Annotated in this window: 12 protein-coding genes; 7 read left to right on the forward strand and 5 right to left on the reverse strand. The window is 71.1% G+C overall.

Going from position 1 to position 13,432, the window contains the following annotated elements:
- Positions 1-246: 246 nt before the first annotated feature.
- Complete coding sequence (locus ACZ5NW_RS29025) at positions 247-1,269, reverse strand: LacI family DNA-binding transcriptional regulator (protein WP_468746898.1); 1,023 nt, start codon at positions 1,267-1,269, stop codon at positions 247-249.
- Between the two features lie 187 nt (positions 1,270-1,456).
- Here ACZ5NW_RS29025 and ACZ5NW_RS29030 point away from each other — a divergent pair, with 187 nt between their 5' ends.
- The 3 genes from ACZ5NW_RS29030 (at position 1,457) to ACZ5NW_RS29040 (ending at position 4,217) form a co-directional block, all read left to right on the forward strand.
- Positions 1,457-2,152: a hypothetical protein gene (locus ACZ5NW_RS29030; RefSeq protein WP_468746899.1), complete on the forward strand. Its 696-nt coding sequence runs from the start codon at positions 1,457-1,459 to the stop codon at positions 2,150-2,152.
- A 141-nt stretch (positions 2,153-2,293) separates the two neighbouring features.
- Positions 2,294-3,337, forward strand: a complete 1,044-nt coding sequence (mgrA, locus tag ACZ5NW_RS29035) for an L-glyceraldehyde 3-phosphate reductase (protein ID WP_468746900.1) — start codon at positions 2,294-2,296, stop codon at positions 3,335-3,337.
- 139 nt (positions 3,338-3,476) lie between these two features.
- Positions 3,477-4,217 (forward strand): SDR family NAD(P)-dependent oxidoreductase, encoded by a 741-nt coding sequence (locus ACZ5NW_RS29040; protein ID WP_468746901.1) that lies wholly within the window; start codon positions 3,477-3,479, stop codon positions 4,215-4,217.
- A 50-nt stretch (positions 4,218-4,267) separates the two neighbouring features.
- On the opposite strand, the gene ACZ5NW_RS29045 is transcribed toward ACZ5NW_RS29040, so the two are convergent.
- Positions 4,268-5,101, reverse strand: a complete 834-nt coding sequence (locus ACZ5NW_RS29045) for a hypothetical protein (protein ID WP_468746902.1) — start codon at positions 5,099-5,101, stop codon at positions 4,268-4,270.
- 30 nt (positions 5,102-5,131) lie between these two features.
- The gene (locus ACZ5NW_RS29050; protein ID WP_468746903.1) at positions 5,132-5,587 is read right to left on the reverse strand and encodes an HIT family protein; all 456 of its coding nucleotides are present in this window, start codon (positions 5,585-5,587) and stop codon (positions 5,132-5,134) included.
- 145 nt (positions 5,588-5,732) lie between these two features.
- Between ACZ5NW_RS29050 and ACZ5NW_RS29055 the strand changes: the two genes are divergently transcribed.
- Positions 5,733-6,083, forward strand: a complete 351-nt coding sequence (locus ACZ5NW_RS29055; protein ID WP_468746904.1) for an ArsR/SmtB family transcription factor — start codon at positions 5,733-5,735, stop codon at positions 6,081-6,083.
- Between the two features lie 23 nt (positions 6,084-6,106).
- Here the strand turns inward: ACZ5NW_RS29055 and ACZ5NW_RS29060 are convergent, their stop codons facing one another.
- Positions 6,107-7,006 carry an acetamidase/formamidase family protein gene (locus ACZ5NW_RS29060; protein ID WP_468746905.1) on the reverse strand — a complete coding sequence of 300 codons (900 nt, stop codon included), beginning with the start codon at positions 7,004-7,006 and terminating at the stop codon, positions 6,107-6,109.
- 395 nt (positions 7,007-7,401) lie between these two features.
- Here ACZ5NW_RS29060 and ACZ5NW_RS29065 point away from each other — a divergent pair, with 395 nt between their 5' ends.
- The 3 genes from ACZ5NW_RS29065 (at position 7,402) to ACZ5NW_RS29075 (ending at position 12,011) form a co-directional block, all read left to right on the forward strand.
- Complete coding sequence (locus ACZ5NW_RS29065; RefSeq protein WP_468746906.1) at positions 7,402-9,144, forward strand: D-glucuronyl C5-epimerase family protein; 1,743 nt, start codon at positions 7,402-7,404, stop codon at positions 9,142-9,144.
- Positions 9,145-9,206: 62 nt separating this feature from the next.
- Complete coding sequence (locus ACZ5NW_RS29070) at positions 9,207-9,773, forward strand: mycothiol transferase (RefSeq protein ID WP_468746907.1); 567 nt, start codon at positions 9,207-9,209, stop codon at positions 9,771-9,773.
- Positions 9,774-9,839: 66 nt separating this feature from the next.
- Positions 9,840-12,011, forward strand: a complete 2,172-nt coding sequence (locus ACZ5NW_RS29075; protein ID WP_468746908.1) for a TerD family protein — start codon at positions 9,840-9,842, stop codon at positions 12,009-12,011.
- A gap of 43 nt (positions 12,012-12,054) precedes the next feature.
- Here ACZ5NW_RS29075 and ACZ5NW_RS29080 read toward each other — a convergent pair whose 3' ends face one another.
- Positions 12,055-13,338 carry an MFS transporter gene (locus ACZ5NW_RS29080; RefSeq protein WP_468746909.1) on the reverse strand — a complete coding sequence of 428 codons (1,284 nt, stop codon included), beginning with the start codon at positions 13,336-13,338 and terminating at the stop codon, positions 12,055-12,057.
- Between the last annotated feature and the right edge of the window lie 94 nt (positions 13,339-13,432).

A 13,432-nucleotide genomic window follows, 5' to 3' on the forward strand; every position in this document is an offset into this window, starting at 1 on the left:
TCCGGGGTCTGCTCCCACCGGCTTTGCCATGCGCCGGTGGGAGCGCTCCCAATCACTGGTTCAGCCAGGGACTGTAGGGACGCTCACATGTCCCTGACAAGGCTGCGGACACGGGCGCGTCGAACGGATTTCGAAGCACCAGGTCAGACGAGGGAAGCACCACTCACGCGGCCGACGGACGGGACCGGCGCCCATTGGGAGCGCTCCCGAAGAACGGACGGACGCGCACGACGCGCGGAACCGCGCTCAGGCCGACTCGCGCAGCACCAGCGCTGTACGGAGGATGACGTGCCGCCACGCCAGGGCGGGCTCCTCCAGCTCGTCCAGGAGCAGCCGGACCATGGCCCGCCCGATCTCCTCCAGCGGCTGGCGCACCGTGGTCAGCGGCGGCTCGGTCCGCTGGGCGAGCGGAAAGTCGTCGAAACCGATCACAGCGACGTCCTCCGGCACCCGGCGTCCCGCCGCCCGCAGGGCCTGAAGGGCACCGGCGGCCGTGGTGTCCGAGGCGGCCAGGACGCCGTCGATGTCCGGGTGCCGTGCGATGAGTTCGGCCATCGCACGGCGCCCGCTCTCCTCGGTGAAGTCGCCCTCGGCGACCCAGGAGCGCTCCCCCGCCAGCCCGGCGAGCGCGAGGGCCTCGTGGTAGCCGCGCAGCCGACACTGGGCGACGTACATGTCCAGCGGTCCGGTGATGGTGGCGATCTTCGTCCGGCCCCGATCCAGCAGATGGGTGACCGCGCTACGGGCGCCTCCGGCGTTGTCCGCGTCGACGTAGCTCACCTGTTCGTCGCCCGAGCGGCGGCCCAGCAGGACGGTCGGCAGACGCGCCTTGGCGAGCATGTCGGGCAGCGGATCGTCGGCGTGCACGGACATCATCAGGACCCCGTCGACCCGGCCGCCGCGCGCGTACTCGACGAAACGGCGCCGCTCGGCGTCCGAGCGGACCAGTGTCAGCAGCAGCTGGAGTCCGGTGTCGGTCAGCGCGTCCCCGAGCGAGTTGACGATCTCGGAGAAGAAGGGCTCGGCGAACAGCCGCCAGTCCGGCTCGGTCATGACCAGGGCGACGGCGTCGGCCCGTCGTCCGGCGAGGGACCTGGCCGCCAGATTGGGGACGTACCCCAGCTCCGCGATGGCCTTCCGCACCGCGCGGCGCGTCGACTCCTTCACGCCGTCCGCGTTGTTGATGACGCGGGAGACCGTTCCCCGGCCGACCCCGGCGAGGGCGGCGACCTCCTCCAGCGTCGGCGTCCCGAGGTGCTGTCTGCCCATGACCACCTCCCCCAAGAGATCACCGATATTACGGCGCCGCCGCCATCGCGCACATGGCCCTTCGGCAGGGCCGACACAGCCAAAGGCGACGTGTGGGGAACAACTGCCTCCGCCTGTCCGTACCATCGCTACTCCACCGCCACTTGACGGCCGCCCGACGGCCGCTTGTCGAGGAGAGGTCAGCGCCATGTCCGAGACCGCACCCACCACCGCCACCGCCACCACCGAACTAACATCGCAGTACATCGCCCAGGTCACCGGTGACCTCGACCGCAACATCAAGGAACAGGACCGCGTCAAGGCGGAGATCGCCGCCCTCCAGGAGCAACTGGCCACCCTCCAGCGCGACCACACCGTCCTGGTGAACATGCGGCAGGCCCTCGGCGCCCCGCAGGCGCAGGACACCTCCGCGACCGAGCCGGCGCCCGAGCCCGCGCCCGCCGTGGTGCCCTCGCCGCGGAAGAGGGCGGGCGGGGCGTCCGACGGGAAGCGACGGACCCGTAAGTCCACGGCCACGAAGGAGAAGCCGGCGGTCGCGAAGCCCGCCGCGAAGGAGAAGCCGGTCACCAGGCCCGCGACCAAGGCGGTCGGGAGCGGTACGAAGTCGGCACAGCCCACCCTGGTGGAGCTCATCCGGAGTCATCTCGGCGACCACCACGAGCCGCGCTCCGCCGCGGAGATCGCCACCGCGCTCGGCCAGGCCCACCCAGAGCGCAGCTTCTCCACCAAGGTCGTACGCGTCACCCTGGAGGGACTCGTGGCCAGGAGCCGCGCCCAGCGCACCAAGCAGGGCAAGTCGGTCTTCTACAGCGCGCCCGACGCGACCGAGACGACGACGGCCGAGGCACCGGCCGACGACTCTGGCACCGAGGCACAGGGGTGATTCAGAAACGGCACTGCTGAATCCGATACGGGCGAGCTGTTGGACTTGCGGACCTGGGAGGGGCACTGTGGGGCACCGCCCCTCGAACCGGAGGGCACCCTTCACCGCACCACCCCTCACAGCACGACCGGAGAGCATCCGATGAACCACGTCGCGGACCCCGAGCGCTACAACGGCACCATGCGTTACCGGCGCACCGGCCGCTCAGGACTCGACCTGCCGGTCCTGTCCCTGGGGTACTGGCACAACTTCGGAGACGACCAGCCGTACGAGAACCAGCGGGCCATCGCCCTGCGCGCCTTCGACCTCGGGATCACCCACCACGACCTGGCGAACAACTACGGCCCGCCCTACGGCGCCGCGGAGATCAACTTCGGGCGTCTGATGAGGGAGGACCTCGCGCCGTACCGGGACGAGCTGGTGATCTCCACCAAGGCCGGCTGGGACATGTGGCCCGGTCCCTACGGGCAGGGCGGTGGCTCCCGCAAGTACGTCCTGGCCTCGCTCGACCAGTCGCTGCGCCGCATGGGGCTGGACTACGTGGACATCTTCTACTCCCACCGGCTCGACGCGAGCACGCCGCTGGAGGAGACGATGGGCGCGCTCGACACCGCCGTGCGTCAGGGCAAGGCCCTCTACGTCGGCATCTCCTCCTACGACGCCGACCGGACCCGTGAGGCCGCCGCCATCCTGCGCGAACTGGGCACCCCGCTGCTCATCCACCAGCCGTCGTACAGCATGCTCAACCGCTGGATCGAGACCGACGGACTGCTCGACGTCGCCCAGGAGGAGGGCTTCGGAGTCATCGGCTTCACCGCGCTGGCCCAGGGTCTGCTGACCGGGCGCTATCTCGACGGCATCCCGGCGGACTCGCGGGCCGCGCAGGGCACGTCGTTCGACGCCACGTGGCTCTCCGACGACATGCTGCACCGGCTGCGCGCCCTGAACGACATCGCGGCCCGGCGCGGGCAGACCCTCGCGCAGATGGCTCTCGCCTGGGCGCTGCGGGACTCGCGCGTCACCTCGCTCGTCGTCGGCGCGTCGCGTGTGGCGCAGCTCGAACAGAACGTGGCCGCGCTGGAGAACCTCGACTTCAGTGGGGAGGAGCTCGCCGAGATCGACAAGTACGCCACCGACGGCGGCGTCGACCTGTGGCAGGACGCCCGCCTCGGCAACGTCGGCTGATCGCCCTGCGGCGCGTTCGCCAAAGCCCGGATTGCCGTTCGATGCCTCGCCCCGCCCGCGATGACGACTTGAACCTGACATCAGTGGCAGGTTCTACCGTTCCGGGACGGCGCGTACACCGTCCACAACGGAGGCATCGATGAACAACCTGACCGGCAGGGTGGCCCTGGTGACCGGCGGCAGCCGTGGCATCGGGGCGGCGATCGCGAAACGGCTGGCCGCCGAGGGGGCCGCGGTGGCACTCACCTACGCCCGGGCCGCCGACCAGGCGGTCCAGGTCGCGAAGGCGATCGAGGCGGACGGCGGCACAGCCGTGGTCGTCCAGGCCGACCTGACGGCTCCGGACGCGGCGGTGGCAGCCGTGGAGCGGACGGTACGGGAACTCGGCGGCATCGACATCCTGGTCAACAACGCCGGCTTTCTCACCTACGGCCCGCTCGACGAGGTGTCCACCGACGAACTGGACCGTGTGCTCGCCGTGGACATCAGGTCGGTGTTCCTGGCCGCCCAGGCCGCCGCCCGGCACATGGGCGACGGAGGGCGGATCATCAGCATCGGGTCGTGCTTCAACGGACGGGTCCCCGGCGCGAACTTCGTCCTCCAGGCGACGGCCAAGTCCGCGCTGACCGGGCTCACCAAGGGACTTGCCCGGGAGCTGGGGCCGCGCGGGATCACCGCCACCGTCGTGGACCCGGGCCCGATCGACACCGACATGAACCCGGCCGACGGGGAGAGCGCCGACTTCCAGCGCTCCCTCACCGCGCTGGGGCGTTACGGCCGGGCCGAGGACATCGCCGACGCGGTGGCCTACCTGGCCGGTCCGGGCGGCCGCTTCATCACGGGCACCGCCCTCGCCGTCGACGGCGGGTACACCGTCTGAGAGCGGGCCGCCTTCGGCTGTGCGCCTGGGTCACGGGGCTCGGCGCAGAACTACCCGGCGGCGGGGGTGTCGTAGCTCTGGAACGAGTGGGTCTCCAGGCGGCTGGTGGGGTACCCATAGGTGGGGTCGGTGAGCATGCGGAGCAGGTATTCGCCCATGCCGCAGTCGCACTCCTCCAGCTCGCCGAACTGGCCCACGAGGACGGGCCAGTCGTCGGGATCGGCGGTGCCTGTCCGCCAGACGAAGTCGACCTCCTGCTCCGAGGACCCCCACCGCAGGAGTCCGTCCGGCTCGGGAAAGCCCTCGCTCTTGGCCCAGACGACGAGGTCCAGGCCCAGGGCTCCGGGGACCAGCAGGTCGACGTACTCGTCGAAGCCGCCCGGGCCGAAGAGATCCACGATCTCCTTGTAGTCGGTCGGGAGCGCGGTGCCCAGTTCGGCCTCGACCGCGGGCCAGTCGACGGGCGGCCGCGGCACCGGCTCCCATCCAGTGAGAGCGCGCAGCTTCTCGGCCCATGAGGCGCCGTCGGGGAACCCGGTGACGACGGGGTCCTCGCGGTGGGCGATCACCACGACCACGCGCTCGCCGTCCAGGGTGGCGACGCGGCCGCACCCGATCCAGTGCGGCCCCTGTGCCCAGGCCCGCATCTCCAGCAGTTCGTCCCCGAACGGCTCGACGAGCGGGAGCCCGGTGCGCTCGGTGAGCGTCGGGTCGGTGAAGCCGCCCATGGCGAGATTGCGGGGTCCGCCCATCCAGCCGCCCAGCTCGGAGACCAGTCCCCGCAACTCCGCGCCCTCCGGCGCCCACACGATCACCGGCCGGCCGCTCTCGACAGGCGCCTCGACGATCTTCCCGATGGCGGCCACCGCATCCCCGTCCCACATGGGACACAGTGAACCTCACGCCACTGACATTCAGCCGAGGGCCTCTCTGAGCCGGTCGCAGACCCGCTCCACGTCCTCAGCTCCGGGCACGCACCCCGCCTTCCCCATCGCCACCTGCAGCGCCGGGCCGAAGGCGTCGAACCGGGCCATGTCCCGCTTCCCCACCGGCTGCACCACGAAATGGAGGTGGCCCGGAACCCCGCCGGCATGCGACCACAGGCACACATACACCTGCTCCGGGACCGTCACCGCCGTGACGGCCGCGCTCACCCGCTGCAGCAACGGTCCCAGTTCCAGGGACTCCTGGGGCGTCAACTCGCCGACGTGCAGCACGTGTCGCAGCGGTTTGACCACCAGGGTGCCCAGCCCCAGTGGCCCCACGCAGTGCTCGACGACCCAGGACGCGGACCGGGACACGGTCCCGCCCGGCAGCGGTACCCGGCCCGCCGTCAGGTCGCACGCCAGGCACTCGCCACCGTCACTCACCGCCGCCTCCGATCATCCCCGTCTCAGCCCCGACTCAGCCCCGACTCAGCCCCGTCGAGTGGTCCGCCCGGCACGCAGAGACCCCCAGCTTCGATGAGCGTCGTACTATGGCCCGGCCGCATCGCTGTCGCCCCAAGGAGTCCCCGTGGCCCGCTCCCGTACCGCCGCTCGCACAGTGGACCACCCCGAGCTGTCCGAGGTGTCGCTGCAGCAGGTCCTGGAGGCGTTGGTGGATCCGGTGCGGCGCGGGCTGGTGACCCAGCTGGCTCGGGCCGGCGAGGACATGAGGTGCGGCACCTTCGACGCACCCGTGTCGCCCTCGACGCTCACCCACCACTTCAATGTGCTGCGCGAGGCCGGGGTGATCCGCCAGTACTACACGGGCACGGCGAAGCTGAACACGCTGCGCACCGAGGAGATGGAGGAGCGGTTCCCCGGTCTGCTGTCGGCGGTGGTGACCGCGTCCGCGGCGGAGGCCGAGGCGGACGCGGCCTGAGGCCGCCCGGCCGCCGGATCCGCTCAGGAGGCTTCGAACAGCGAGCGCGGCAGGGTGAAGCCGACGTTCCAGACACCGGCGTCCACGATCTCGAAGATCCGCAGGTCCCCGGCGACGCTGCACAGAACGTAGGCGTCCTCGGGTGTCAGGCCGTGCTGCTCGGTCACGAGGTCGATCATGCCGCGTACGGCTGTCCTGGCGCCCTGCATCAGGTCGGCGTGGATGCCCATCGTGCCGTAGTAGCCGTCGGCGTCGGTCTGCCGCCGGGCGGGCCCCGGGACGGTGAAGCGGGGGGTGGACAGGGTCTGGCGGCGGATGCCGAACCTGAGCGTGGCGCGCATGTCGGTCTCGATGGCGCTGACGCACACCTCGCCGTCGCCCTGCGCGGCGTGGGGGTCGCCGCAGGAGAACATCGCCCCGTCGCGGAAGACGGGAAGCAGCAGGGTGGCGCCCTGCACGAGGTGGCGAGTGTCGATGTTGCCGCCGCCCTGGTGCGGAGGGAACGCCGAGGCGGTGTCGATGCCGTCGGGGAGGGTGCCCATGACGCCGAGGAAGGGGTCGACCGGGATGCGCACGCCGGGGACGAGTTCGGTGACGTCGCCCTTGGTGAGGTCGAAGTAGCGGATGAAGGGGTCGGGGAAGTCCTCGGGCAGCAGTCCCATCTGAGGCATGACGGCACACCAGCCCCATGGCCCCGGGGTGAGTTCGAGGATGTCGATCTCCAGGGCGTCGCCGGGGCGGGCGCCTTCGATGTGGAGGGGGCCGAGGAGGTGGTAGAGCGTGTCGAGGTCCACGTTCATGCCCGGGTGGGGGGCGCCCTGGTCGATCTGGCCGTGGCCGGTCATTCTCAGGTCGAAGTGGACGGTGTCGCCGGGTTGTATGCGCAGGGCGGGTTCCAGGGAGGCATCCCATGTGTGGTGCACCCGGCTTGCGTCGATGATGTGTTCGCGTGGCACTCGTCGGCCTCCGGTTTCCTCGGTCACGTCGTACGGCGTGATTCCCCGATCACGGGCACAGCATCCATGAGGCTGCCCCGTTCCGGGAGTTGGAAGTCGGCCCGGTCCCGGCCCACCCACCGGCCAGCGCGTTCACCTCGGGCACACCCGTGCGACGGGGAGCCCCGAAGGAGATCACGACTTCATCACAGAAACCCCGCCCCTCGCTTCAATTGTCCTGAATAGCGACTATTTACACCAATCACCCCCATCCATAGGTCGGTTGAACTTCTCCTCTCGCTACGACCCACCACAGCCTTCGCATAAGATCCACCTCGCTTTGGATCCGAACGGCTGATCGACACCTTGGGGGTACTCCGTTCATGGCTGGAAAGAGGCGTGCCGAGCTGGGCCGCAGACGGTTCATCCGACTGGCCGGCGGTACGGCGGCAGGCGCCGCGGTCGTGGGAGGCGGGACGTTCACCGCCATGGCGACCGGGGTCCTCGATTCCCCCACCCCCGACCCGTACGCCGCCATGCCGCGCTCGATCGCGCTCAGCCTGCCCACGGGGGCGGCCGTCGAACCCACGCCGGTCACACCCCTGCCGGATCCGCTGGACGGGGCCACCGTCAGCGCGCCGAGCTCCTCGGTGCACATCCCCTACACCGGGGGCACTCCGGACCCGACCGAGACCGACGTACCGACGTCCCTGCCGTTCGAGTTCAACCGGTCCGGATACACCATCGACACCGAACTGCCCGAGGCGATGCGGCCGTGGCGCGACCGGCCCGCCACCTGGACCACCGCGACCTCCACGACGGGCGCCTACCACCCCGACGCCGACGGCGTGTGGATGTACTACGCCCCCGACGGCAAGGTGTACGACCACATCGTCGGCCAGGCGCAGTTCGGCCTCGGCTGCATCAGCAGCTACCGCGTCGCGACGGACCCCGACCGCAAAGCGTTCTTCCTCCAGCGCGCCAAGGCCCAGGCCGACCGCCTGATCTCCCGACGGGTCGAGACCCGCGGCGCCTGGTACTTCCCCTACGCCTTCAACCTCAACCACGGCCACGGCTTCTCGTACACGGCGCCCTGGTACTCCGGCATGGCCCAGGGCGAGGTCCTCGGCCTGTTCACCCAGCTCGCCGGCCTCCAGGACGGTCTCACCGACGACGAGCGCGCCCTGTACCGCACCGCAGCCGACGGCACTTTCGCCTCGCTGCTGCGCGCCGACAACGCCTCGCCGTGGGTGGTCAACAAGGACCAGGCGGGCTATCTGTGGATCCAGGAGTACCCGTTCGCCACGGCGGGCACGGGCGACTACACCTACAACGGCATGATCTACGCGCTGTTCGGCGTCTGGGACTACTACCTGCTCACCGGCAACCAGGTGGCGGCCCAGTTCTACGACGGCATCTGCACCACAGTGGCCCACTACTTCTCCCGGCTGCGCAACCCGCGCTGGTACTCCTTCTACTGCCAGACGCATCGGATCCCGGCCAACACCTACCACCAGCACCACATCGAGCTGTGGACGCAGCTGCACGAGCAGACGAACACCGCGGGCTTCGCCCACCAACTGGACCTGTTGGTCGAGGACTTCCCGGCGCCCGGGGTGAGGGCCGGCGCCTCGATCGCCATCGCCGCCGGCACCCACACCCTGTACAAGGTGGACACCGCGGCGAACGGCTCCTGGGTCAAGGAGAAGGCGGACAAGATCCTCGGCACCAAGAAGGCCACCTTCGCCCGTGCCACCGGCGCGCCGATCGACATGCGGCGGCGCATCCAGGGAGCCGGCGTCTGGTACCGGATCAGCGCCGGAACGTACAAGGGCTGGTGGATCGGGGAGGCCTACCCCAAGGCATTCCTGCGCGGTGAGCACCTGCCGGTGGACTACCGCAGCCCGCGCACCCTCACCATCGCCCCGAACACCAGCGTCGAAGCGATCAGCTTCGGCACGAACGGCGTGGCCGGCACCCTGAAGAAGCTGTCCTACGCCGAGCCGCACACCCTCCAGTTCGACCGCCGCTCCGTGGTCAACGGGCGGTCGATGCTCCGCGTCAGCTCACAGGAACTGCCCGGCTACTGGATCCCGGCCAACCAGGTCACCACCGACGGCCACTGACCGGCGGCCGCCCCGGTCCGCACCGAATATTGCGTGGCGGACCGGGGCCGCCGAAGCCCACCATGCGTCGCATGAGTGATCGACCCGAGCGATGGACCCAGGCGACCGTCTACCCCGACATGTGGGCCGACCCGGACGACGACCCCCGCAACAACGAGAGCAGTCCGGAGGGCGAACTCGCCACGCTGGACGACTTCCTGACGAACTACCGCATCACCCTGCGGATGAAGTGCGACGGCCTGGACCCAGAGCAGCTGGCCCGCCGGTCGGTGCCGCCCTCGACGATGTCGCTGCTCGGTCTGCTGCGCCACCTCGCCGAGGTGGAACGCGACTGGCGGAACTGGCTCAGCGACGACGAACCCCTGCCGAAGCTGTACGGCGCGAGGGACGCGGACTTCCACGGCGCCGTCGCCGAACAGGCCGTGGTCGACGCCGCGTACGCCGATCTGGAGCGCGAACAGGCCGCGACCGACGCCGCGTTGGCCGCCCACCCGGACCTGGGCGAACGGGTCGGGAAGGACGGCATCGCGATCCGCGAGCTGCTGGTGCACCGGGTCGAGGAGTACGCCCGTCACTGCGGACACGCCGACCTGCTGCGCGAATGCGTCGACGGTCGGGTGGGCCAGTGACGAGAGCCGGCCGCTCCGGCTGAAAACCGGGTGCGGGCACACGCCGTGACTTGGGAGCATTCCCGCATGACCCACCGTCTCGCCTCCCTGGTCATCCGGCATGCCCATCGTCTCCCCGCGCCCACCGGCGCCCCCGGGGAAGGCGCCGCCGCGGCACGGCGGTTCGACGCCGCGCTGATGTCCGTGGGCTTCAAGCTCTCGGCGGACCTGCTGGAGCATCTGTCGGGACTGTCCGAGGACGCGGTCGTCGACGCCGCCGTGCCGGCCCTGAGCACCGTGCGTGCGATGGTCGGCGACCACGTCCGGCACAACCCGTACTTCATCGACTTCCCGGCCAACGTGCCGGACACCCTCGACTTCTGGATGCGGTGCGTCACCGAGGCGCTCGCCGACGACACCGCCCGCCGCAGCACGCTCCAGCAGCTGAGCACCGGCGTGCTGAACCTGCTCACCCTGCCGTCGTACGGCACCTACCGGCACACGTACGCCGAGATGCTCGCCCACCACGACGAGCTGATCACGGCGGCGGGCGACCGGCTGACCGTGCTGCACCTGGGCGGCGCGGTGGACGACGAAATCACCGCTCTCTACCTGGCGTTGGCGGGCAGCAGCACCCCCCTGGGCGAGGAGGAGCTGCGCGACCTCGGCGACCTCGCCGCCCACTGCGCGGACGGGCCGCAGCCCGAGCAGATCCCCGTGCGGGAGAACCGTGCCGTGGTCAACCAGGCGCGGCTGATGGCCGGTGCGGGCCTGCTGCTGGACACCGTCACCGACGCGCTGCGGCTGGCCTGCGCGCTGTCGGGCGGTGACGTCGGCCTCCAGGAGCCGACGCGGTTCCGGGCGCTCCCCCGTGCCGTGCGCCGCGCGCTGCTCTCGGGCCTCGACGCCGTCGTATCGGCGGCGCCGGCCAAGCTCGCCGACGTGCACCCGCACCGCGAGATGTGGAAGCGGCTCGGCGAGCGGCTGCACCCGCACGAGTACCCGCAGTGGCCGCACGCGGCCGACGTGTTCGCCGTCGCGCGCGGCGAGAAGACGGCCCGCTCCTTCGACAGCCGCGTCGAGGAACTGCTCGCCATGAACGACATCACCGGCGCGGTCGAACTGCTCACGTCCGCGCCGGGCAAGCTGTACCGCTCCCTGGACCGGCTGCTGCGCGACGCGCTCACCCAGGACGAGCGCGACGCCGTCGTCGACGCCGCCGAGCGGGTCGCCCCGGACGTCTCCGGCCGCGTCGTGCTGTCGGTGCGCGAACACCTGCACAACCGGGCCCGGCAGACCGGCGAGCGGCGGGTCTTCGTCAACCGCCTCGGCCGTGCCTGGGTCACGGACGACACCCGCCCGCCGGTGCTGCCGCCCGAGCGCGACCGGCTGATCGCCGCGCTCGACGCGGAGCTGAGCCGCCGCCTGCCCGCCCCGGACCACCTGCTGATCGACCCGGACGTCCTGGACGTGGCGCTGCCGCTCAGCGGCAAGGCGACCGCGTCCGGGCTCGGCGTGCTGCCGCGCGGCTCGCTGTCCCCCGTCGACGGGGAGCTGCTGCGCTTCTTCGTGTACTGGAAGCAGACCGAGCGGAGCACCGACTACGACCTGTCGGCGCTGCTGTTGAACGGCGACTACGGCACCGTGTCCTGGCTGTCGTACACCCAGCTCCGGGACCTCGAGGGCGCGCACTCCGGCGACATCACCGACGCGCCCGACGGGGCCTCGGAGTTCATCGATCTGCGCCTGGGCGCCGTGCGCGGCACCTTCATCGTCCCGCAGGTCAACATCTACTCCGGGGAGGGATTCGAGGAGGTCGAGGAGTCGTTCTTCGGGTTCATGCTGCGCGGGAGCGACCAGAAGGGCCGCCCGTTCGAGCCGCGCACCGTGCGCATGAAGTCGGAGCTGCGCGGTCCGGGCCGGGTCGCCCTGCCGCTGGCCTTCCTGCGCGGGGCCGACGGCCGGTGGCACGCCAAGTGGCTGCACCTGTACCTGAAGGGCAGCCCGTCGTCGAACCGGGTCGAGGACAACCGGGTGACGGTCGCGACGCTGCTGCGCGGCATCGTCGAGCGCGAGCAGCTCACGGTCCGCCATCTCGTCGGCCTGATGACCGGCCACGCCACGACCACGACGCTGTGGGACGGCGGGACGGTCCCGGCGGGCCCCGTCACGTACATCGGTCTGGAGCGGCCCGACGGGCTGCACCCCGAGTCGCGGATCGTCACCCCCGAAAATCTGCGCGACCTGATCCCCGCGTGAGTGTTAGCGTTGGCCGCGGCGAGGCCATGAGGGGGCTTCCTTCTCAAGACTCCCTTATTCCAGCCTCCTCGCTTTCCTCGCCGCCGACCTGACGGGCCGCTGCCGTACTGGCAGCGGCCCCGTCGTTCGTGGACGCCTGTTCCCCCGCGCCGGTCGCGGCCGGGACCGGGCGCACGAGCAGGGACACCGCCGCGGCCAGCGCCGCCGCGGCGGCGGCGCCGGTGAACGCCCAGGCGTGGGAGCCGTCGTCCGCGCTGACGAGCTGACCGGCGAGGGACGAGCCGAGCGCGTAGCCGGCCCACATGAAGGTGCTCATCCAGGCGAACGCCTCGGTGCGGTACTCCTCCGGCGCCGCCTCGCCCAGCACGACCTGGTGCAGGGTGTCCCGGGGGCCACCGACCATGCCGACCAGCACCAGGACGACACCGGCCAGCACCAGGTGCGACACCTGGGCGCTGATCAGGAGCAGAACGGCCGACGCCGCGTGGTACAGGGCCAGCTGGGGCCCGGGACGTCCCTTGCGCTCACGCGCCCCGTAGATCAGCCCGCTGATCACCGCGCCCAGGGACAGCACGCTCAGCAGTACACCGGACGCTCCGCCGGAGCCGTCCCCGCCGGCCAGCGCGACGATCGCCACGACCATGCCGCCGTAGGCCAGGGTGTCGCAGACGATGATGCCCAGCAGCACCCGGACCTGGCCGTGCGCGAGGGGGCCGAGGGGGTGCCGCTCCGCGCGCGCCCGTTTCGGCTCCGGCAGACGGACCGTCAGCAGCAGGAGCACACCGCCGGCCGTGCTGACCGCCGCGAAGACCACCGCGGCGTTCGGGGACGCGAAACTCATCAGCGCCGAGACGATCAGCGGGCCGCTGACGAACATGACCTCGTTGAGCACCGCGTCCAGGGCGAACGCCGTCTTGAGCTCGTCCTCGGGCACCAGGGCGGGCCAGCTGGAGCGCACCACCGGGCCCGCGGGAGGGGTCGTGGCGCCGAGCGCGGCCGCACTGGCGATCAGCACGCCCACCGGCTCGTGCTGGGTGAGGGCCCACAGCAGCAGGGCGTACGCCCCCATGTGCGCCACGAGGTAGGCCGTCAGGACACGGCGGGGACGCAGCCGGTCCACCAGCCGTCCGGCCACCGGGACGGCGACGGCCAGCGCCGCGGCGTACCCGGAGAGGACCCCACCCGCCGAACCGTACGAGCCGAGCGAGGACTTCACCGCCAGGAGCAGGCTCAGGCTCAGCATCGGTGCCGCGATACGGCTGGTGACGGCCGAGATCGCCAGGCGGGCCACTTCCGGCCGGCGGAGCAGGGATAAGTATGCGCGCATGTCCAGTCTCCCGAAGAGTCATGCCGCACCGGCGCAGCGGGACTGGACGTCGGCGGTCCACTGGCGGAACAGCACCTGACTGTTGCTGCCTGGA

Source organism: Streptomyces sp. NPDC032126, assembly GCF_055580085.1.

Excerpts from the sequence above, each read along its gene's own strand:
- ACZ5NW_RS29075 (WP_468746908.1), top strand. The coding sequence starts at position 9,840 with ATGACCCACCGTCTCGCCTCCCTGGTCATCCGGCATGCCCATCGTCTC.
- ACZ5NW_RS29040 (WP_468746901.1), top strand. The coding sequence starts at position 3,477 with ATGAACAACCTGACCGGCAGGGTGGCCCTGGTGACCGGCGGCAGCCGT.
- ACZ5NW_RS29025 (WP_468746898.1), bottom strand. The coding sequence starts at position 1,269 with ATGGGCAGACAGCACCTCGGGACGCCGACGCTGGAGGAGGTCGCCGCC.
- ACZ5NW_RS29030 (WP_468746899.1), top strand. The coding sequence starts at position 1,457 with ATGTCCGAGACCGCACCCACCACCGCCACCGCCACCACCGAACTAACA.
- mgrA (WP_468746900.1), top strand. The coding sequence starts at position 2,294 with ATGAACCACGTCGCGGACCCCGAGCGCTACAACGGCACCATGCGTTAC.
- ACZ5NW_RS29070 (WP_468746907.1), top strand. The coding sequence starts at position 9,207 with ATGCGTCGCATGAGTGATCGACCCGAGCGATGGACCCAGGCGACCGTC.
- ACZ5NW_RS29045 (WP_468746902.1), bottom strand. The coding sequence starts at position 5,101 with ATGTGGGACGGGGATGCGGTGGCCGCCATCGGGAAGATCGTCGAGGCG.
- ACZ5NW_RS29065 (WP_468746906.1), top strand. The coding sequence starts at position 7,402 with ATGGCTGGAAAGAGGCGTGCCGAGCTGGGCCGCAGACGGTTCATCCGA.
- ACZ5NW_RS29080 (WP_468746909.1), bottom strand. The coding sequence starts at position 13,338 with ATGCGCGCATACTTATCCCTGCTCCGCCGGCCGGAAGTGGCCCGCCTG.